19 protein-coding genes are annotated in these 21,371 nt (G+C 29.1%); 14 read left to right on the plus strand and 5 right to left on the minus strand.

Going from position 1 to position 21,371, the window contains the following annotated elements; all coding sequences use genetic code 11:
- Positions 1-299: 299 nt before the first annotated feature.
- From hflX to IC213_RS02930, 5 genes are all read left to right on the plus strand, one after another.
- Positions 300-1,571, plus strand: a complete 1,272-nt coding sequence (gene hflX / locus IC213_RS02910) for a GTPase HflX (protein ID WP_413926680.1) — start codon at positions 300-302, stop codon at positions 1,569-1,571.
- A gap of 232 nt (positions 1,572-1,803) precedes the next feature.
- Positions 1,804-2,343: a flavodoxin domain-containing protein gene (locus tag IC213_RS02915; RefSeq protein WP_227434879.1), complete on the plus strand. Its 540-nt coding sequence runs from the start codon at positions 1,804-1,806 to the stop codon at positions 2,341-2,343.
- A gap of 207 nt (positions 2,344-2,550) precedes the next feature.
- Positions 2,551-3,915 carry an aldehyde dehydrogenase gene (locus tag IC213_RS02920; RefSeq protein ID WP_227830635.1) on the plus strand — a complete coding sequence of 455 codons (1,365 nt, stop codon included), beginning with the start codon at positions 2,551-2,553 and terminating at the stop codon, positions 3,913-3,915.
- A gap of 146 nt (positions 3,916-4,061) precedes the next feature.
- The gene (locus IC213_RS02925) at positions 4,062-5,228 is read left to right on the plus strand and encodes an AI-2E family transporter (protein ID WP_227862721.1); all 1,167 of its coding nucleotides are present in this window, start codon (positions 4,062-4,064) and stop codon (positions 5,226-5,228) included.
- 98 nt (positions 5,229-5,326) lie between these two features.
- Positions 5,327-6,109, plus strand: coding sequence for an alpha/beta hydrolase (locus IC213_RS02930; protein ID WP_227830634.1), 783 nt, complete (start codon positions 5,327-5,329; stop codon positions 6,107-6,109).
- Positions 6,110-6,229: 120 nt separating this feature from the next.
- Here the strand turns inward: IC213_RS02930 and IC213_RS02935 are convergent, their stop codons facing one another.
- Both IC213_RS02935 and IC213_RS02940 read right to left on the minus strand, forming a co-directional pair.
- Positions 6,230-6,883 (minus strand): TetR/AcrR family transcriptional regulator, encoded by a 654-nt coding sequence (locus IC213_RS02935; protein ID WP_227434875.1) that lies wholly within the window; start codon positions 6,881-6,883, stop codon positions 6,230-6,232.
- A gap of 23 nt (positions 6,884-6,906) precedes the next feature.
- Complete coding sequence (locus tag IC213_RS02940; RefSeq protein WP_227482502.1) at positions 6,907-8,271, minus strand: sodium:solute symporter family protein; 1,365 nt, start codon at positions 8,269-8,271, stop codon at positions 6,907-6,909.
- 674 nt (positions 8,272-8,945) lie between these two features.
- Between IC213_RS02940 and IC213_RS02945 the strand changes: the two genes are divergently transcribed.
- From IC213_RS02945 to IC213_RS02975, 7 genes are all read left to right on the plus strand, one after another.
- Complete coding sequence (locus IC213_RS02945) at positions 8,946-10,376, plus strand: MFS transporter (RefSeq protein WP_227434873.1); 1,431 nt, start codon at positions 8,946-8,948, stop codon at positions 10,374-10,376.
- A gap of 99 nt (positions 10,377-10,475) precedes the next feature.
- Positions 10,476-11,579 carry a histidinol-phosphate transaminase gene (gene hisC / locus IC213_RS02950; RefSeq protein ID WP_227862722.1) on the plus strand — a complete coding sequence of 368 codons (1,104 nt, stop codon included), beginning with the start codon at positions 10,476-10,478 and terminating at the stop codon, positions 11,577-11,579.
- A 32-nt stretch (positions 11,580-11,611) separates the two neighbouring features.
- Entirely contained in the window at positions 11,612-11,830 is a 219-nt protein-coding gene (locus IC213_RS02955) for an indolepyruvate ferredoxin oxidoreductase subunit alpha (RefSeq protein ID WP_227434869.1), read from the plus strand.
- A 16-nt stretch (positions 11,831-11,846) separates the two neighbouring features.
- A complete protein-coding gene (vorB, locus tag IC213_RS02960) occupies positions 11,847-12,896 on the plus strand; it encodes a 3-methyl-2-oxobutanoate dehydrogenase subunit VorB (RefSeq protein ID WP_227434866.1) in 1,050 nt (349 codons plus the stop codon).
- A gap of 1 nt (position 12,897) precedes the next feature.
- Positions 12,898-13,638 carry a thiamine pyrophosphate-dependent enzyme gene (locus IC213_RS02965; RefSeq protein WP_227434863.1) on the plus strand — a complete coding sequence of 247 codons (741 nt, stop codon included), beginning with the start codon at positions 12,898-12,900 and terminating at the stop codon, positions 13,636-13,638.
- Positions 13,639-13,640: 2 nt separating this feature from the next.
- Positions 13,641-14,180: a 2-oxoacid:acceptor oxidoreductase family protein gene (locus IC213_RS02970; protein ID WP_227840925.1), complete on the plus strand. Its 540-nt coding sequence runs from the start codon at positions 13,641-13,643 to the stop codon at positions 14,178-14,180.
- A 124-nt stretch (positions 14,181-14,304) separates the two neighbouring features.
- Positions 14,305-16,404 (plus strand): acetate--CoA ligase family protein, encoded by a 2,100-nt coding sequence (locus IC213_RS02975; RefSeq protein ID WP_227862723.1) that lies wholly within the window; start codon positions 14,305-14,307, stop codon positions 16,402-16,404.
- Positions 16,405-16,537: 133 nt separating this feature from the next.
- Here the strand turns inward: IC213_RS02975 and IC213_RS02980 are convergent, their stop codons facing one another.
- Positions 16,538-17,053: a ferritin gene (locus tag IC213_RS02980; protein ID WP_227482506.1), complete on the minus strand. Its 516-nt coding sequence runs from the start codon at positions 17,051-17,053 to the stop codon at positions 16,538-16,540.
- Positions 17,054-17,152: 99 nt separating this feature from the next.
- Positions 17,153-18,364 carry an ROK family transcriptional regulator gene (locus tag IC213_RS02985; protein WP_227434857.1) on the minus strand — a complete coding sequence of 404 codons (1,212 nt, stop codon included), beginning with the start codon at positions 18,362-18,364 and terminating at the stop codon, positions 17,153-17,155.
- A 244-nt stretch (positions 18,365-18,608) separates the two neighbouring features.
- On the opposite strand from IC213_RS02985, the gene IC213_RS02990 reads away from it, so the two are divergent.
- Positions 18,609-18,950, plus strand: a complete 342-nt coding sequence (locus IC213_RS02990; protein WP_255612860.1) for a hypothetical protein — start codon at positions 18,609-18,611, stop codon at positions 18,948-18,950.
- Positions 18,951-19,132: 182 nt separating this feature from the next.
- Here IC213_RS02990 and IC213_RS02995 read toward each other — a convergent pair whose 3' ends face one another.
- The gene (locus IC213_RS02995; protein WP_227862724.1) at positions 19,133-19,303 is read right to left on the minus strand and encodes a hypothetical protein; all 171 of its coding nucleotides are present in this window, start codon (positions 19,301-19,303) and stop codon (positions 19,133-19,135) included.
- A gap of 623 nt (positions 19,304-19,926) precedes the next feature.
- Here IC213_RS02995 and IC213_RS03000 point away from each other — a divergent pair.
- Complete coding sequence (locus tag IC213_RS03000) at positions 19,927-21,369, plus strand: cell wall-binding repeat-containing protein (RefSeq protein ID WP_227434856.1); 1,443 nt, start codon at positions 19,927-19,929, stop codon at positions 21,367-21,369.
- Positions 21,370-21,371 lie beyond the last annotated feature (2 nt).

Consider the following 21,371-nt stretch of genomic DNA (forward strand, 5'->3'; position numbering starts at 1 on the left):
AATATATATTTAGAATTTTAATCCTTCTTATAATGTAAGTAGATTGTTTTGTATTACTTAGATTTATAAGGAGTTTTTTTATTGAAAAAACTACATAATATAATTGAGGAGAGGTGTTTTAAAGTGATTTTTTATATAAGATTAAGAAAATAACGCACGATTATGGTTATTATAATATTAAATTAGAAGTATCATTTAAGGATAAAATTAAACAAGCAAATTCTTAATGAATTTAATTATAGAGCCATAATCTCGTGCTATATATTAAATAAAAAATAGTATATAAGGAGAATATGGATATGGCAAAAAAAGGAATAATAGTAGGACTAAACATAAATAGTAAATCTGAGGATTTCAACGAACTAATGATTGAACTTGAAAACTTATGCTCTGCATGCAATATTGATGTTGTAGGAAGTATAACTCAAAATGCAAAGCAGGTTAATAGAGCATATTATATTGGTATAGGTAAAGTTGAAGAATTATTAAATATAATAAAACAAGAAAAAGCAGATATAGTTGTGTTTTATAATGAGCTTTCTACATCACAACTTAAAAACCTTGAAGAAAAATTAAACTGTGAAATTATAGATAGAACAGCATTGATACTTGATATATTTGCACAAAGGGCAAAAACTAGAGACGCCAAGCTTCAAGTGGAAGTAGCAAGTTTAAGATATATGTTACCAAGACTTATAGGCTCAAATGAAAATTTAGGGCGTCAAAGTGGAGGAGTAGGTACTAAAAATAGAGGTTCTGGTGAAAAGAAATTAGAGCTCGACCGTAGAAGAATAGAAGAAAAGATAACTTCTCTAAATAGGGAATTAGATGATTTAAAATTCCAACGAGAAACTCAAAGAAATATGAGAAAAAAATCTAATCTTCCAAATGTAGCTTTAGTTGGATATACAAATGCCGGAAAATCTTCAATAATGAATGAATTAGTTGATATATTTAAAAACTCTGAAGAAAAGAAAGTATTTGAAAAAAACATGTTATTTGCGACATTAGAAACTTCTATTAGAAGCATAGTTCTTCAAGATAATAAAGAATTTTTATTGTCTGATACAGTTGGATTTGTAAGTAATCTACCACATGATTTAGTAAAAGCATTTAGGTCGACATTAGAAGAAGTGTGCGAAGCAGATGTGTTATTACATGTTATTGACGTTTCAAATCCAAGCTATAAAAATCATATTAAAGTAACAGTAGATACTTTAAATCAAATTGGCGCAAATGATATCCCTATAATAAATATTTACAATAAAATTGATTTAGTTGATGAAAAATTATTAAATGATATTGTAGATGATATAGGCAAGGAAGGTATATTTGTTTCAGCCAAAAAAAATATAAATATAGACAAAATGATAAAATGCATTTGTGATAGCATATTTAAAGATTATATAAGATGTAAGCTTTTGATTCCATACAGTGAAGGAAATGTAGCTTCTTATTTTAATAATAATACAAGTGTCATAAATACAGAATATATGGAAGAGGGAACTCTTTTAGATGTAGAATGTAGTAATATAGAATATAACAAGTATAAAAAGTATGTTTTAGAATAAACTTTTTAAAAGGTATTGTAATCTAGAATTTATTTAAAGTAGTTAGTTTGGAGTTAAGTTGTAAAATTATTATAAATTATAATTTGTATAAAGCGGTATAGTTATCTAAGCTATACCGCTTCATTATATATGATAAAAAATAAGATTATTGACACAAAAGTAATTAATTACTATAATATAAAGTAACTAGTTACTAATTATAGTTATTATCAAGATTAAGGAGATAATTAACATGAAAAATATAGTGATAATTTATAAAAGTAAGTATGGTTCAACAAAAAAATATGCTAAATGGCTTTCAGAATCATTAGCTTGTGATATTTTTGAAATTAAGGATGTTAATCTAGAAAAGATTATAGATTACGATACAATTATTTTAGGTGGAGGTCTTTATGCTTGTAATATAGCAGGAATTTCTTTTTTTAAAAAGCACTATGAGAAATTAGCAGGTAAAAATCTAGTTGTTTTTGGTGTAGGAGCATCTCCATATGATGATTCAGTAATAAGAAAATTGAGAGAAGTTAATTTTAAGGATAAGTTGAATAATATTCCTTGTTTTTACTGCCGTGGCGAATGGAATGAAACAAAAATGTCATGGCTTGATACCACTCTTTGTAGTTTTCTTAAAAAGTCAATAGCTAAAAAACAACGTCAAGGTTTTAATCCAATAGAAGCTCCTTTATTATTAGGAGAAGATTTTGATTGGTGTGATAAAAAGTATCTAAATCCTATACTTGATTATGTGGATAAACTTCAAAATACAAGCTTATAACTATATTGTAATTTATAGAGTAATTAATTCTTAAAAATACAATTTTTTTATTAGTTCTCCTGTATCTAAAAGGGGGGCTTTTTTTATTTGTAAATTTATGTTATATTGATATGAATTTATTATTGTATAAAAATTATATTAATAGAAATTTAAACAATTTGTTTTAAAAATAGAGTAGTCTAATTCTTAAAGAGGGGGTTTTAAATAGTGGATATAAATAAGATAGTAATGATGCAAAGGGAATACTATAATACAGGTAAAACAAGAGATGTATCATTTCGTTTAGAGCAGTTAAAAAAGCTAAAGTCAGTTATATTAAAAAATGAAGATAAAATACTTTTGGCATTAAAACAGGATTTAAATAAATCAAATTTTGAAGGATTTATGACAGAAGTAGGTATTTTATATAGTGAGTTGAATTTTGCTATAAAAAATATAAAAAAATGGAGCAAAACAAAAAGAGTTCGTTCAAGTATGGTCAATTTTCCATCTATATCTAAGGTTGTTCCTCAACCTTATGGTGTTACACTTATAATGTCACCTTGGAATTATCCATTTCAACTAGCTCTTATACCATTGGTTTGGTCATTAGCAGCAGGCAATTGTGCAATAATAAAACTTTCTGAGTACTCTGTATCAACTTCACATATAATCAAAGACATACTTGAAAGTATATTTTCAAAAGAATATATTGCAGTAGTTCAAGGTGACCAAGAAGAAAGCGAAAAAGTACTTTTAGAAAAATTCGATTATATATTTTTTACAGGAAGCACTGCGGTAGGTAAAGTAATTATGAAAGCAGCATCAAAGTATTTAACTCCTATAACTTTGGAACTAGGAGGAAAAAGTCCTTGTATTATACTAGAAGATGCAGATATAAATCTTGCTGCAAAAAGATTGACATGGGGAAAACTAATAAATGCAGGACAAACTTGTGTAGCACCAGATTATATTTTAGTACATGAGAATAAAAAAGATGAGTTAATAGAGAAAATAAAATATTATATTGAACAGTATTTTGGAGAGAATCCATGTGATAATGAGCAATTTCCTAAAATTATAAATGAAAAGCATTTTAAGCGTATAATATCCCTTATTGATATGGAAAAGGTAGTATATGGTGGTAATTATAATAACCATACATTAAAAATAGAGCCAACTATAATAGATGATGCTAGTTGGGATGATGATATAATGAAGGAGGAAATATTTGGACCAGTATTTCCTGTTTTGACATATAAAAACTTAGACGAAATTTTGCAAGAAATTATACAAAGACCAAATCCACTAGCTCTTTATATATTTACAAAAGATAAGTATTTGGAAAATAAAGTTTTAGAAATGATTCCAGCAGGAGGGTGTTGTGTAAATGATACAATTATCCATATAGCTACCAACTACTTACCATTTGGAGGTATTGGTGAAAGTGGTATGGGTTCATATCATGGTAAAGCAGGATTTGATACATTTACGCATTACAAAAGTGTATTGAAAAAATTAAATTTAGATATTCCTATTAGATATGCACCATATAATGATAAATTAATTAAAATTCTTAAAAAAATGATGTAAACTATATTGTAGAAAAAATACAAATCAAATTAAAAATATATATTTTGATTATATTTTATCAAATTAAAAATTTTAATTTGGCATATTTGTTATAAAAGTAGTAATTTTGTGATAAAATTTAATTATATAGAAATAAGGAGGAAAAAATGAAAATTAATTGGAATACAAAGTACACGACAATAGCAATTTATACGTTTATAATATCTGCTTGTAGTATTATATTCTATCTTATATCATCACAAATTGATGTATTATCTAACAATTTAGATATTATGTTTACAACATTACAGCCATTTATAATAGGGTTTGCTATTGCATATCTTCTGAATTTTATTTTGAAATTTTATGAAGAAAGACTTTTTATCAAAAGTGAAAAATTAAAAAACCTAAAACAAAAATCAAAAAGAGGATTGGGTCTTTTATTAACATATGCAACAGCTGCATTGATACTTTACTTATTTATGCAATTCGTATTACCTCAAGTAATTGAGAGTATTGTTGGATTAGCAAATGATATACCTATGTATGTAAACAACGCAACTAAGCTTCTTGATAAATTAATGACTGATTTAAATCTTGATGAACAATACTTTAATTTAGCAGTAGATAAATGGAATGAATTTGTCACATACATTATAAAATTTGTAACAGATTTAATACCAATATTAGGAAATATGTTGAAGGATATAGCTTCTAGTATATGGAATATTGTACTAGGATTGATTGTTTCAGTATATTTGCTAATTGATAAAGAAAAATTCTATGGATTAAGTAAAAAAATAACTTATGCACTTTTTACAGAAACACAAGCTGCTAAAATTCTAGAATTAACTCACAGAAGTAACTATACATTTGGTAGATTTTTAGGTGGTAAGATACTAGATTCATTTATTATAGGTATTTTAACATTTGTAATACTTACAGTGGTAAAAATGCCATATACATTATTAATATCAGTAATAATTGGTATTACAAATATTATTCCATTCTTTGGACCACTGTTTGGAGCAATACCATCTACAATAATAGTAATGTTTGTTTCTCCAATACAAGCACTATGGTTATTGTTAATTATATTAATAATACAACAAATAGATGGAAATATTATAGGACCTAAAATACTTGGAGACTCAATTGGGATATCTGCATTTTGGATTTTATTCTCATTGTTAGTTGCAGGTAAATTATTAGGCTTTGTTGGAATGGTAATAGGAGTTCCTCTATTTGCAGTAATTTATTCTATAATTAAAGATATTATTGAGGGTAAATTAGATAAAAAAGGATTACCAACAGATACTTCTGATTATATGTAGTTAAAAATATATAAATTAATAAAATATTTAAAGCACTGAGACAATTAAAATCTTGGTGTTTTTTAGATAATAAATTCATTATAAAAGAGGTGTTTTTTGTGGCATTTATAGAATGTAAATTTAAATCAAAATATACAGGAGGAGAGACTGATATAATCGTAGTTTTACCTATAGCAAATGGAAAAGAACTATTTACTGGCAAAGAGATATATGACTTTGAAGGTAAGTTTAAAACATTGTACTTATTTCATGGGCTAGAAGATGACCAAAGTTCATGGATTAGATACACTAATGTAGAACATTATGCCAAAAGCAAAAATATAGCTTTAGTAATACCAAGGGTAGAAACTAGTTTTTACACAGATATGTTATATGGACATAAATATTTCACCTTTGTAAGTGAAGAGTTACCTAGATTTGTTAGAGCTATATTTCCTTTATCAGATAAGAGAGAAGATAATTTTGTAGCTGGAATGTCTATGGGAGGGTATGGCGCTTTAAAATTAGCACTTTCAAAACCAAATGAATTTTCAGCAGTAGCAAGTTTTTCTGGTTCACCTGATATGATTCATGAGTTGGAAAATCAGCAAATAGAAACAAATGCTGATATTCTATTCCATGACTTTGGGAAACCAGAAGATGCTAGAAATAGTGAGAATGATTTACTTTACATACTTAAGAATCTTAAAGAGAGTAATAAAGATATTCCTAAAATTTATCAATTTTGTGGTGATAGGGATTTTTTATATAAGAATAATGAAACCTTTAAAAAATATGCAGAATCTTTAGATGTTGATATTGTATATGAAGAGTGTGTTGGTGGTCATGAATGGCGTCTATGGGATTTATGGATAAAGAAATTTATAGCTGCAATTGGATAAGCATTTTATTGTCATTAGAGCAAAATATTATAAAGTATTTTTAAACGTAATAAAGACTGAAATATTAAAATACAATTATGATTTCAAAATTTCAGTCTCTAAAAGTTCAATAAAATTTTATTAAGTTCTTATGCGAGTTATTATTGGCGTAAAATTATCAACTATATCTATATAGTATTTACTCAATTCTTCTAAAATATCTTCGCATAAATCAGTGCTGTGACCAAGGTTAATTAGAAACTGTTTTGTAAAATATTTTATTACAGATTGATAAGATATATCATATTTATGTGAAGTATAGACCCTAATTATCTCAGGTTTCATAGCGAGTATACCAATACAGGAAAGTATCAATTCGTCATGTTCTATAGATTCTTTTTCATTAACATATCTTTTCATGACCATTTCAGTTACACTTCGTTGATAGCTTAAAATAGCTTCCTCATAAGCTATATCCAAATAAAAGTTTCTATACGCTTCATTTTTTAAAAGAAAACAAAGGTCAGCATTCATAGCAAGAAAGAACATCATCATTGTACCTTCTTCATGATAATTATAGATTAAAGATTGCATTTCATCCCTTATATCTTCATATATTATAGCTCCTATTTCACTTTTACTTGAGAAATAATAACTTATTAAGCCTAAATTTATATTGGCTCTTTCTGCAATTTGCCTAGTGGTTGTCTTGTGATAACCTTGTTCAAAAAATAATTCTCTAGCAGCACTTATAATACTAGCTTTTGTTTCCTTACCTTTTTCTGATTTTGACATATTTACTGTGTATACCTTTCTTTTCAATCTTTTTTTGAAAATTTACTAACTATAAATATCGTAACCGAACCACCTATTATAGGTACTAAAATTCTGTCAAAGACAGTAAGGAGGCCAATCATATTTAAAAATGCTAATATTGCACTTACTATGACAGCACAGATAGCTCCTTTTTTTGTAGCACCTTTCCAGGAAAGACCAATGACAAATGGTGCAAATATCACACCTGTACATAATGGTGCTGGCCAAAATAATAGTTCTAATAAACTGTCAAACTTGAGTGCTATAATTGCTCCTATTATAGCTGTTAAAGCTGAGGCGATTTGAGAGTATTTAAGAGTATTTTTTAAATCATTAAACTCTATATTAGGATGTAATAATTTATTATAAATATCTCTCGATATTATGGCACTCATTGAGGTCATTAATGAGTCAGCAGTGGACATTATGGCAGCTAATATAGCAGCTAAGAATAATACAGAAACTAAAGGAGGTAGAGTTGTTGATATCATTTGAGGTAAAACCTGAACAGATGATATGTTTGGAAATAAACTACCACCAATAGCTCCAATTATGCCTATAGGGAAAGCAAGAAATAATAGTATAAATCCTGCAATAACACTGCTTTTAACTGCATTTTTAGCATTATCAGCACATTGGTATCTCAAAAAACTTTCATAAGAAAATATTGAGCCTAAAACCAATGGTAAAACTGTATACATAAAATCACTAAGCGACTTATTTCCTGGGAAGAATGGTTCTTTTACCATTGATTGTAACATAAGTAAAGGATTGTCGCCAACTAATTTTAAGCTTATATAAGCTACTATTGGCAAAAATACTACACAAATAGCAAGTTGAATAAATGCTGATACTGCAACTCCCCACATTCCTGATGCATAAGTATATATAATGATTACTATGACTCCTACAATTACAGCTATATCATAAGGGATACCAAATGCAGTAGATACAGAACCAAAAGATATTAGTTGACTGCCCATAATAGCTAATATTGATATTGGTGTTACAAGACATTGATAAGCTCTTAAGAATATACTATGACCATATCTAGTTTCAATATAGTCAGCAGGTGTTATATCACATGATAAGCTTCTTAATTTTCCTGCAAAAAACGCATTTACAAAACAAGCTAAAGCCGCACCTATAGTAGAGTACATACCAACCCATAGTCCTCTTTCAGCTCCCCATTGAACTCCACCAACCAAACATCCTCCTCCAAAAGACGTAGCAGCAATAGTTGCGGCAAGTATGGGTAAAGGAAGATTTCTACCAGCAATTAGGAAATCGGATGCTGTTTTAACTTTTTTAGAAAAATAAAAGCCAATCCATATGTACACTGCACATGTAGCAATTAAAAGTAACATAATTTTTTCTCCTTATATAATATTTTTTAAATAAAATTTATAAAATATATTTATAAAATATATTTTATATAAAAGTAAGACAATATTGACTTTAACTGGCTTTGGATTAGTGTAGCTACAATAATTTAACATATTATGTTATGTAAAAGTTAGATAAAATAAGAAAATTGAAAATTCTGAAATTAAAGATTATAATAAACGTTTACTTGATATATTCTTTTTTGTAATTGTAACATGCTTTTATTTTAAAATCAATAGTACATGTATAAAAATAAAAGGAATTTAAAGGGTGAAAAAATATTTTTAATATCTGATTGTAGTATATAAAAAGAAGATAAAAATTATTCTTGAATAAATTTATAATAATTTAAAATAAGTAAAATTTTGATAAAATAATTTGGAATGTATGCTTTGGGGACACTTTATATGGATATATTAATAAAAATAACGATTTAAATTAAGTATAAATGCCTTTTTAGTTCATTTGAGTAATGAAAAAATAAAACCAAAAAGTGTTTGACAATTTTGAATTTTAAGAATATAATTAAATTAAAATTATACACATATAAAAATTTGATTCGAATTATAAAAAGTGTAGAGTTGGATTTGAAATTCAAATTATTATACGTGAATAAAAATAAATAAAGAATAAATTATATTAAGGAGGGGTAGATGTGAGTAGTCAAGAAAGCAAACCAAAAGGAAACCTTATATCAAACTTTAGAGATGATATGAGAGACCCTAAAAAGAGAGCAGTATACACTTACTCAGGTTCTATAAATTTGGCATATAATTTTATAGGCTACTTTGTATCAACAGTAACAAACATATTTTTAACTGATGTAGCAAAGCTTGGGGTAATTATGGCAGGTGGTATGCAAATAATACAATCTTTCATAAAGATGGCTGTGGCTCCAATAACAGGTACTGTATTTGACAAACAACCATTTAAAAAAGGAAAATATTATCCTTGGCTTAGATATACACCAGCAGCATTAGCACTAACATATGGAGTATTTTTCATAGTTCCATTAATGAAAATAAGCCCAACATTACTTTTACCTTTAATGACAGCATTATTGTTAATAGCATCTTGTGCTCAGCAAGTAGTTTTCACTATAATCTATGCTATTTACCCTGTGGTTACTAAAACACCTAGAGACAGAGTTATAGGTTCGACTACTACAAATATATTCAAAGAAGTTGGAAAATTTTTAGTAGGTTTTTCATATCCGTTATTATTAGTTTTATTTGCAGATGTACTAGGTGGAGAAGGAATGGGTTATTTAGGTACTTATCTATTCTTTGCAGTAGGATGTCTTCTAGTATTTTGGTTTTCTTCAACAGAGATAATAAAGTCTGGAGCAGAAGCTGAAGTACTTCAAAAAGAAGAAAAACCAAAAATTAAAGCAAGTGAAATGCTAAAAGCTTTATTTACTAATGTACCACTTATGATGGCATTCTGTTTAGAGTTTCTTATATGCATAAGATCTATAGGGCTAGGACCTTTAGCTCCTTATTACTTTAAGTATGTAATAGAAGATGAACGTGGATTAGCAGTATTTTTAGCAATAATGCCTTTGGTAAGTGTAGGCTTTATGTTTTTCGCACCAGTATTTATAAGAATTTGTAAAGAACAAAAATTAGCTTCAATAATTTCTTTCTCTATATGTGCATTATGTCACTTGTTAGTTGCATGGACTCCTTGGGGGAGAACAACTTTAGGTGTAACTATGTTATTGGCAATTGGTGGAGGTTTCTCAAATGTAGTATCAATAATAAATCTTAACTTCTTTGCTGGTTCTTGTGATTATGGACATTGGAAATCAGGAAAAGATTTACCAGGTTTAAGTATGTCACTATATCCAGTTGCAATACAAGTAGGTGTATTACTTGCGACTACTATAAGAACAATTTTAATGAATTCAATGGGATATCAAGCTGATATGGTAGTTACAGCAGCAGTTAAAACAGGTTTTATAAATATGATTTCTTACTCTATGGCAATACCTTTAATAATAGCTGTTGTTATAGCAATCTTATATCCAGTAAGTGATAAAAAATTAAATCAAATAAGAGAAGAATTAAATCAAAGAAACGCTTAATAAAAAATTTGAGTAAATGACTTAGTTTAGTTGTGAGAGTAAGTAGACGCAATAACGTTTATATAAATGAAAATACATATACAGAGGGGGCTTTTAAAAATGATAGAAAAATTATTGAGAAATACAGTAAAAGAATTACATCAATATGTTCCAGGTGAACCAATAGAAAAAGTAAAAGAAAAATATGGTGTAAAAGAAATAATAAAACTAGCTTCAAATGAAAATCCTCTAGGACCATCACCAAAAGCAATGGAAGCTATGATTGAAATGTTAAAACAAGGTCAACTTTATCCAGAGCCAGAAGCTAATGAACTTAGAAGAAAATTAGCTGAAAAATTGAATCTAAAAGCAGAAAATTTCATTGTTGCTAATGGAGCGGATAACGTTATCACGCTAATAGGTGAAGCTTTTATAAATAGAGGGGATGAAGTTATATACTGTGACCCAACATTCCCATCTTATAGAACAGCAACTGTTAAAAATGAAGGAATACCAGTAGAGGTACCTTTAACAGAGGATTATAAGTATGATTTACAAGGTATATTAGATAAGATTACAGATAAAACAAAATTAATATGTGTATGTAATCCTAATAATCCAACAGGAACAATTGTAGATGATAAAGAATTGGAAGAATTTTTAAAGAAAGTCCCTGAAAATATTATAACTATATTAGATGAAGCATATATAGAATTTTTAACAGTACCTAATTATGTGGATGGGCTTAAATATGTAAGAGAAAATTACAATGTTATAGTGACAAGAACTTTCTCTAAAATATATGGTCTTGCAGGACTTAGAGTAGGGTATGGTATTGCTAAAGATGAGATAATAAGAACTTTATTTACCGTAAAAGAACCTTTCTCTGCTAATCGTGTTGCGATAAGTGGAGCAACAGCAGCACTTGATGATGATGAATTTATAAAGGAGACATATGAGTTAAATAGAGTTGGAATGGATTATTTCAAAGACGAGTTCACAAAAATGGGATTTGATGTTGTAGATTCACAATCAAACTTCCTTTATGTAGATATGAAAACAGATATACCTAAGCTATTTGAAGACTTAAAACAAAGAGGTTTTGTAATAAGACCAAATGCTACACATGCACGTGTAAGTATTGGAACTATGGAAGAAAACAAGAAATTTGTAGCAGTTTTAAAAGAAATATTAAATCTTAAGGAAGAGCCAAATATTGGCTAATAGATAGAAATATTACGAAATGGGGTGTAACTATGAGTTTAAAAATAAACGCAGAGAGATGTAAAAGTTGTGAATACTGCGTTATATCTTGTAAAAAAGGAGCATTAAAAATATCCGATAATATAAACACAGAAGGATATACTCATGTAGAAGTCGATGAAAGCAAATGCATACTTTGTGGAATCTGCTATCAAGTATGTCCAGATAATGTATTTGAAATAATTAAAGAAGAAGCATGTCAAGAGGCTTAAAAGGAGTTGGGAGAATATGAAAAAAATGTGGAAGGGGAATCACGCCATTGCAGAAGCAGCTCTAAGAGGTGGTTGTGAGTTTTATGCAGGATATCCAATTACACCACAAACAGAGGTAATGGAATTTTTATCACATAGAATGTCTGAACTTGGAAGAACTTTTATACAATCTGAAAATGAAATGGCTGCTATATATATGGTATATGGAGCATATGCAAGTGGAATGAGGTCTATGACAAGTTCTTCAGGACCAGGAATATCTTTAAAACAAGAAGGAATCTCATATTTATGTGCAAATCATTATCCTTGTGTAATTGTAAATGTGCAAAGATGGGGACCTGGTCTTGGTTCACTAGATTCAGCACAAACAGACTACCTAAGAGACACTAGAGGGGGAGGAAATGGAGATTATCATCTAATAGTTTATGCACCAAATAGTATTCAAGAAACTGTAGATTTAATGTATAACTCATTTGATGTAGCGGAGAAATATAGAGTGCCTGTTGAAATTTTGACAGAAGCAGCTTTAGGTCAAATGATGGAACCAGTAGAGTTTCCTGAATTTAAGAAAAGAGAAGAAGACTTAGGTTGGACTTATGATGGAAGCAATAGAGACCATGCAAAAGTTCCAGATAACCAAAAACCAGCTTTTTGTATGGAAAAGCGTATGAGAATAACTGAAAATGAACAACAATGGGAAGATTATCAAGTTGAAGATGCAGAATATGTGTTTGTAGCGTTCGGGATACCATCAAGAACAACTATGAATGCGGTTAGAAGACTTAGAGAACAAGGCGAAAAGGTTGGAATAATAAGACCAATAACAGTGTGGCCTTTCCCATATAAAGCATTTGAAAAGGTAAATAAAGATGTAAAAGGATTTATCTCAGTAGAGTCAACTGATACAGGGCAGTTAGTAGAGGATGTTGCATTAGCTTCAAAGAAAATATGCAAAGAAAATGTACCTGTTTATGGATTATTTAGTGGAAATCATATACCAAAAACATTACAAGTAATGGACACTTACAGCAAAATAAAATCTGGCGAAATTAAGGAGGTGTTCTAATATGGCTACAGATAGATTAACACCTAGCATTGTTTCAATACCAAATAAATTTTGCCCAGGTTGTGGTCATGGAATAGTAAACCGTATAATAGCAGAAGTGATAGAAGAAAATGGATATGAAAAAAATCATGTATTAACTTTAGGCGTTGGCTGTGTTTGTAATATGAATTTTAGCTGGAATGGAGATAAGATGCAAACCGCACATGGTAGAGCTTCATCTACAGCTATAGGAGTAAAAGTAGCACGACCAGATATGTTAGTTATGACTTATCAAGGTGATGGAGATGCATATGTTATAGGTCTTTCTGAAACATTAAATACTGCATATAGAAATCATAATATAACTGTGTTTGTAATAAATAACAATAACTTTGCAATGACTGGTGGTCAAATGTCATGGACTACTATGCCAGGTCAAGTTACAACAACAAGTGTAAATGGAAGAGATATAAAAACTACTGGTAGTCCATTAAAAGTTCCTGAAATGGTGGCAAATTACTTTGATGTAGCCTATGTAGCAAGAGGTTCAGTTCATAGTCCAAAAGAAATAATTAATCTAAAAAAATATATAAAAAATGCTATAGAAGCTCAATTGAATGGAGAGGGATATTCATTGGTTGAAATATTAGCACCTTGCCCAACTAACTGGGGTGTATCATTAGAAAAATCTATCCAGTGGATTGAAGAAGAAATAGTGCCATATTATACTCTTGGCGAATTTAAGCAAAGGGATGGTGAATAGTTATGGAAAAAGAGTTAGTATTTGCAGGATTTGGTGGTCAAGGAGTCTTAACTTTAGGTTTAATTGTGGCTGAATCAGCACTTGAATTAGGAAAACAAGTTACTTGGATGCCAGCATATGGTCCAACTATGAGAGGTGGAAAAGCATATAGTGTGGTTAAGTTTTCTGATGAGAGTATAGGTGGACCTGATATGGAAGAAATAGATGTTTTAGTAGCAATGAATAAGCCATCCTTAGATTATATAAATTTAGTAAAAGAAGGAGGAACAGTAGTTATTAATACGTCTGCTATAGATGAAAATATAGTATTAAGAGAAGATGTAAATGTAGTTAAAATAAATTGTCAGGAATTAGCTCAAAAGGCAAACAATCCAAAAGCCGCAAATGTAGTAGTTCTTGGAGCATTGATTGCAAAAACAGGATTATTTGAGAAAGAATTAGCTATAAAAACTATGTGTGATTTCTTTGAGGAAAAAGGAAAAGGCAAATTTAATGTTCAAAATGAAGCAGCATTCATGGAAGGCTATAATAACGCCATTTAATAAATTACCCTTATCTTAAGTGATTCATCTCAAGATTTAGCAGATTTTAAGTGCCAAGAGAAGCTTTATCTTGAGATGGAATTCACTTAAAATCACAACTATAAACATATAGGAGAGTGAATTTATGAGTTTGGAAAAACTTATTAGACCAAAGAGTATTGCTATAGTAGGAGTTACTGATAAACTTGGTTTTGGTAGAAGTGCTGCACTTAGCATAGTAAAAAGTAAAGATACAGATAGAGTATATTATGTAAATCCAAAAAGAGAAGAGTTATTTGGCAGAAAATGTTATAAGACAATACAAGAAGTTCCAGAAGTTGTAGACTGTGTGGTAGTATGCACACCTAGAAATGTAGTTCCATCTGTGTTAAAGGATTCTGGAGAATTAGGAACAAAGGCGGCAGTGGTATATGCTAGTGGATTTGCAGAAGAAGGAACAGAAGATGGAGTAGATTTAGAAAATCAACTTATAGAAATATCTAATACATATGATATGAAAATATTAGGTCCAAACTGTATGGGATTACTAAACTGTATAGATAAAGTTAATCTATGGGCTGGTGGTTCTAAGTGGGATTTGGATACTAAAAAACCAGGGATAGGAATTGTAGGGCAAAGTGGATTTATAACTGCAGAAATTGTTTCAAGTGATTATTTTAATATATCTTATGGTTTTTCAACAGGAAATGGAAATATAGTTACACTAGAAGATGCAGTAGACTTTCTTGTAGATGATAATTATGCATCAGTAATAGCTATTTATCTTGAGGGACTAAAAAATCCTCAAAAATTTATAAATGCACTAAAAAAAGCAGCTCAAAAAAGAAAACCAGTAATAATCTTGAAGTCAGGAAGGTCAGAAAAAGGAGCTATATCAGCTGCTTCCCATACAGGAAACTTAGCTGGTTCAAGTAAAGCTTTTGAAAGTATTTTTGAAAAGTATGGAGTAATTTCTGTAGAGAATTTAGAACAATTTATGAGTTTAGCTCAGGCTTTTAGTGTCTTAGAGGGTAATTTACCTAAAAATTCTAATTTTGCAGCAATAAACTTCTCAGGCGGAGAAAATACTATTTGTGCAGATTTAGCAGAAGAAAATTGCGTAGAACTTGCAGAAATATCTGCTGAAACTAAAGAAGAGATGAAAAAATATCTTCCAGGATTTGCAACACCTAAAAATCCATTGGATGCTACGACTGCATTATTCCATGAAAAAGGTATGATAGTAGGATTATTACACACATTTGATAAAGATGATAGTGTTGGATTTACTATGATAGGTGCAAATATAAGAGATGAAGAAAATGAAATGCATGAGACTCTTTGTCAAGCTGTAAGCGAAGCTAGAGAGCAGGGATTAAAGAAACCTGTATTTGCAGTTCCTACACTTGAAGGAAATAGATATCTGAATTATAGGGCTAGGTTAGAAAACAGCCAAGTACCTATAATGTCATCAGTTGGGACTACATTTACTTGTTTCAATAAAATGGCTAAATTTGTAGATTATGATTATTCAAAGAGAACTTTAGAATTTGAAGCTGTTAAGAAAAGAAACTCAAATAATGTAGTAGCTTTATCGGAATTAGACAGTAAAATTGAAATGAAGAAATATGGAGTACCAGTGCCAGGTCAAGGTATTGCAAAAAGTATTGATGAATTGGATGAAATTTTAAATTATATAAACTATCCTGTTGTCCTAAAAATAAACTCTTCAGAGATATTACACAAGTCTGATGTTGGAGGAGTCAAAGTAGGAATTAATAATAGAGAAGAGGCAGTAAACGCATATAATGAGATTTTAACTAACGTAAAAGAAGCAAAGCCAAATGCCAAGATTGATGGTATATTGGTTCAAGAAATGGTTGAAAGTGGAATAGAAATAATTATTGGTATAACTAATGATGACCAGTTTGGACCAATGTTATTGGTTGGTTTAGGTGGAGTGTTTGTAGAAGTATTTAAAGATACTACTTTATATCCTTTGCCTATAAATCATGATGAAGCTATAATGATGCTTAAGAAGTTGAAATCATTTAAGCTTTTAAATGGATACAGAGGTAGTGAACCTTGTGATGTTGATGCTCTTGCAGATATGATGGTTAAATTAGGTAAATATGCTTATGAAAACAAGGATGAGGTTAAGGAAATAGATTTAAATCCTGTGTTCGTATATCCTAAAGGAAAAGGTGTATGTGTAGTAGACGCCTTAATAGTTAAATATAAATAGTTAACAAGTTTTGGTATTCAACCATAATTAAAGTACTGACTGAAAATCACACTAATTTATAGATTGTGATTTTCAGTCACCCCACATTTAATACACCTTATCTATTATACTAAAAATTTTAATGGTAATATTTTTATATTGTTACAGGTGGATTTGTTGGTGCTGAATATGTACGAGTAGCCAATTCTTGGTCCACAAAGAATAACCCACCTTCTCCAGCAAGTTTAACACGTTTTATATTGTCTTCGCAAGTTGTCTCTTCTTCTGCTTGTTCAGATATAAACCAAAGTAAGAATTGAGAAGTTCTAAAGTCTGCTTCAGAGTTTGCTACAGCAGCTAGATTGTTTATTAAAGCAGTAACTTTTTGTTCATGAGCTAATGTACGCTCAAGAACATCCATTGCAGAAGTGAAGTCTGCATCTGGCATTGGTATAGCATCAAGCTGAACATTTCCTCCTACATTATGTAAGTATTTGTAGAAATACATAGCATGGTCTGTTTCTTCTTTATATTGAACATAAAACCAATTAGAAAATCCTTTAAGTCCTTCTGCTTCAAGGTAAGAAGACATAGAAAGGTAAAGATATGCAGAATATAATTCATGGTTAATCTGTTCATTAAGTAATTTTTCCATTTTAGCTGAAATCATTTTTATACCTCCAAATTTTAAACGCTCTTATAAGATATAATAATATTAAATGGAAAAATATTCAACAAAAGTGATTAAATATTTTAATATTTTACATATTTAATCAAAACTTATACTACCATTAAAAAAATTATAGCTTACTATGGCTACAGAACCAATTAGTGGTGCATTTGCTCCAAAATTTGAATGCCTTACATTTATTTTTTTATATTTAGAAAAACTTGCTGAAGCAGTCAATTTCTTTAATAATGTATTTTCTATAAATGTACCAGGAATATTAAAGTCATAACCTATTATTATAGAACTACAATCAATTAAGGTAAGTGTATTTACTAATGCATATGATATATATGTACAAAATTCATCAAGTAAAAACATACCTAGATTATCCTTGTTATTGGCTTCATCTATTAACTTGACTAGAGAAAAATCTTTACAATTAATTAGTGGAGAATCTGGATAAATATGACTTAACGATTCAATTCTTTTAATTAACTTACTCACACTTGTATAATAGTCTAGACATCCATTATTGCCACAACTGCATACTGGACCACTAAAATTAATAGATGTATGCCCTATTTCACCACTTTGCCCTAAATTACCAGTGTGAAGTTTATTTTCTAATACTAAACCAGCTCCGATTCCATTCATTATATGTAGATATATATAATTTGGAATATCTTTACCTAGACCATACATTTTTTCAGCCAAAGCACCTGCATTAGCATCATTTATCAAAAATATAGGTAAATCAGATATTTCTCCTATAAAATTTACTATGTTTAGGTTTGATACGTTTCCAAAGTCTGGAGGATTTAATATTATACCATTTATATTATCTACAGGACCTATTGAAGAAATCCCAATTCCAATTATATCTCTTTTGTTATTTTTCATTATTTTAGAAAACATTCGTTTTATTATATCTTTTAAAACGTCATTTGACAGATATTTAGGGTAAGTCTCAAAAAGTTGTTTGACAATATTACCTTTTAAATCTGCAATGATTACCTTACAAATATTTCTTCTTATCAAAATGCCACAAACACAAGGAGAGATATTAGAAATATCTAATAAAATAGGTTTACGACCTGATGAATGTGCATTTAAAGTTGATGATTCTATCTCTCTAATCATATTTTCATTAATAAGTTCAGTGACTAGGTTTGATAAAGTCATTTTAGTAAGACCTGTAGATTTAGCTAAATCAACTCTAGACATAGGAGTATTTGTAGAAAGTAGTTTCAGTATTATTAACTTATTTTTAATTTTTACATCTTTTATGTTAGAACCTTGTTTGTTGCTCATCGTAGATCTCCTTAAAAAAGTTAAGTATTTTTATGTATTTTCATATATATACTATGACCTTATAATAGAATAACATTTGATTAAGTTCGAAAATACCATTAATTAGAATATATCACATTATATATTAGAATAGCACTAAAAATATGTTATAATAGTATGAAAAAATATTAGAGTAAGTTAAGGTATACAATAATAAATTAGGATTTGAGGTGAAATACTTATAGATAAATATACAAAAGAAGAATTGATACAAACACTAAGAGTTGTATCTTCAGTTATCGTAAGATGTGAAAAAGCACAACTAAAGTTTATGGAAGGGACTTCTCAACACTCACTCCTTAAGAATAGGATAAAAGCAATGTATATTTCAAAATCATTAATAACAGATGAAAATATAATTGATAAATATACAAAAGAAGAATTAATAGAAGCACTACGACCTGTATCTTCAAGTATAGGCAAATGTGAAAAAGCACAGTCAAAATTTGCAGAGGGTACTACTAATTACAAACGATTTAGAAATATAATAAAAGCAATGTATATTTCTAAATCATTAATAACAGACGAGATTAATAGAAGAAGTTAGATTCCAGATTTTTAAGTTATTAGAAGCTTATTTTTTAGGTTATTTTGAAAAAATAATTATTCCTATTTCTAAAATGGGAAAGTCATTTTATATAATCAATTAGAATAATAGTCATCCACTTAAATGCTATATTTTTGTGCCCTTTCTTAACTTTTTCATATCTAAAATTTTCTATTTTAATATCATGATGAAGGATTAGTCATACCTGCTACACTTGTTACTATAATATTTCTGCTTAAATTTATTACAATTGTTCCTGCACATGTAGTTACAAATACAATAATAAGGGTTTCAAGAGCAAAACCGAACATTAAAGAAAGAAGCAGTGAAATATTGATTGTTATTTTTCTCATTAACTTTAAAATAACAATTAGTACAATAAATAGAAAGAGCAATGTAATAGCAAATAACATGCAAATGATAAATGATAATATGATTTTTGAAAAAAACAAATCCTAAATTGTCTTTGTGCTGTTATTGAAAAGAGCTACAGTACCACCAGTCAGTACAGGTATTAAAGATAGGAGCAGAAGAGAAATCATTTTTTTGACTCCTTGGTTCTTATCTACTACGCAATACATTATATTTCGTTTATTCAAATAAAGCAATAAAAGATATCTTTTATTGCTTTTTATAATATGTTTATTCAATAGTGAAAGTCTTATATAATTTTTATTAAATTTTTATATGCAATAAATTTCATTATTGTATAATATTAAAATGAATACAAAGTGTATTTACTATCTTTTATTACAAATTGTTACCAAATATGTATACATTAGAATTAAAAAATGGAAAATTGTAACTAAAATGTAAATTTTTTCTCTAATCTATCTAATATTATGGAAACTTTTTGTAATTTATGATATAATAAGAAACATATAATTATTAAATTATAATAAATGACTATAGCGTAGATGTATTACTATGTTATAGTCATTTTTGGATTAAACTTGATATATCAAGGGGGAAGAATATGAGAACAATTAAAAGAGTTTTAGCATTAGGTTTAACATTAGCTATATTTCTAATGAACGCACCTAATGTAAGTGCATTAACATCAGATACCATTAAAGGTAAGAACATATACGAGACGGCTGGATTAATAGCAGATAAAACGAGTTATGATACAGCAATTGTGGTAAATATGGATAGTTCTATAGCAGATGGTCTTTCAGCAAGTGGTCTTGCTGGTGCTGTAGATGCTCCGATTTTACTTGCTCAAAAAAGTAACATACCAAATGAGACAAAACAAAGATTAAAAAATGTAAAAAAGATATACATAATAGGTAAAGAGTTATCAATAAGTAAGTCAGTAGAAACTGAACTGAAAAATACAGGAGCGCAAGTAACTAGATTAGGTGGAGATGATAGAATAAAGACTAGTTATAGTGTTGCCAAAGAAGTAAGTAGCATTAAAAAAGTTGATGAAGTTATATTAACTAATGCATATAAAGGAGAGGCTGATACTATAAGTGCTGCACCTGTCTCAGTAAGAGATGTAGCTCCTATAGTACTTACAGATGGAAAAAGTGTTCCTTTTTCAACAAGTAATGTAAAATCATATGCTGTAGGTGGAAGTATTTCTATGAGTACGAGTTTAGTTAACAAGACTAACTCTAAGAGACTTGGTGGTTCAGATAGATATGATACAAATAAAAAAGTTATAAAAGAATTTTATCCAGATTCATCAGAATTTTATTTAAGTGATGGATATGATTTAGTAAATGCTCTTACAGGTTCTACAATTGCTAAAGATAATCCAATTGTATTAGTATCAGAAGATAGTGATAAATCCATACTAGCAGGAGCAGATAAGATTACTAGATTAGGCTCAATAAGCGATAGTGTATATAATAAGTGTGTTTCTGCTGCACAGAATAATGGTGATTCGTCTACAAAAGGGGATTCACCTATGAAAGATGAGACAAGTATATTAGGTGAACCAACAGCTAGCTTAGAAGCTTGTTTAAAATGGGCAAAATCTAAAAAAGCCAATGATTTATTTATAGAATTAATACCAATACTGTATGATACAGCTGTTCAAGAAGGTGTAAATCCTGTTTTAGCTGTAGCTCAATCAGCAAAAGAAACTGGTTTCTGTAATTTTGGTGGAGTATTAGATGCATCTTTTAAGAATCCTTGTGGACTTAAGACTTCTGTTGGTGGTTCTGATACTGACAAAAATGCACACTCAAAATTTGATACTTGGGAAGAGGGAATACTAGCTCAAATTCAACATTTATGTCTATATGCAGGACAACAGGGTTATCCACTTTCAAATCCAGTAGACCCTAGACATGAAAAATCTTTGTTTGGGAAAGCTAAAACAGTTGAAAGTCTTTCTAATAATTGGGCTGGTGGTCAATATGGACAAGACTTAGTTAGAATGATGGGAGAAATTGAGGCGATAAAGTAATT

The organism is Clostridioides sp. ES-S-0049-02 (assembly GCF_020658465.1).
Lineage (GTDB): Bacteria > Bacillota > Clostridia > Peptostreptococcales > Peptostreptococcaceae > Clostridioides.

Coding starts and splice junctions, on each gene's coding strand:
- hisC (WP_227862722.1), top strand. CDS start 10,476: ATGATAGAAAAATTATTGAGAAATACAGTAAAAGAATTACATCAATAT.
- IC213_RS02995 (WP_227862724.1), bottom strand. CDS start 19,303: ATGAGAAAAATAACAATCAATATTTCACTGCTTCTTTCTTTAATGTTC.
- IC213_RS02965 (WP_227434863.1), top strand. CDS start 12,898: ATGGCTACAGATAGATTAACACCTAGCATTGTTTCAATACCAAATAAA.
- IC213_RS02935 (WP_227434875.1), bottom strand. CDS start 6,883: ATGTCAAAATCAGAAAAAGGTAAGGAAACAAAAGCTAGTATTATAAGT.
- hflX (WP_413926680.1), top strand. CDS start 300: ATGGCAAAAAAAGGAATAATAGTAGGACTAAACATAAATAGTAAATCT.
- IC213_RS02925 (WP_227862721.1), top strand. CDS start 4,062: ATGAAAATTAATTGGAATACAAAGTACACGACAATAGCAATTTATACG.
- IC213_RS02970 (WP_227840925.1), top strand. CDS start 13,641: ATGGAAAAAGAGTTAGTATTTGCAGGATTTGGTGGTCAAGGAGTCTTA.
- IC213_RS02940 (WP_227482502.1), bottom strand. CDS start 8,271: ATGTTACTTTTAATTGCTACATGTGCAGTGTACATATGGATTGGCTTT.
- IC213_RS02980 (WP_227482506.1), bottom strand. CDS start 17,053: ATGATTTCAGCTAAAATGGAAAAATTACTTAATGAACAGATTAACCAT.
- IC213_RS02915 (WP_227434879.1), top strand. CDS start 1,804: ATGAAAAATATAGTGATAATTTATAAAAGTAAGTATGGTTCAACAAAA.
- IC213_RS02975 (WP_227862723.1), top strand. CDS start 14,305: ATGAGTTTGGAAAAACTTATTAGACCAAAGAGTATTGCTATAGTAGGA.
- IC213_RS03000 (WP_227434856.1), top strand. CDS start 19,927: ATGAGAACAATTAAAAGAGTTTTAGCATTAGGTTTAACATTAGCTATA.
- IC213_RS02955 (WP_227434869.1), top strand. CDS start 11,612: ATGAGTTTAAAAATAAACGCAGAGAGATGTAAAAGTTGTGAATACTGC.
- vorB (WP_227434866.1), top strand. CDS start 11,847: ATGAAAAAAATGTGGAAGGGGAATCACGCCATTGCAGAAGCAGCTCTA.
- IC213_RS02985 (WP_227434857.1), bottom strand. CDS start 18,364: ATGAGCAACAAACAAGGTTCTAACATAAAAGATGTAAAAATTAAAAAT.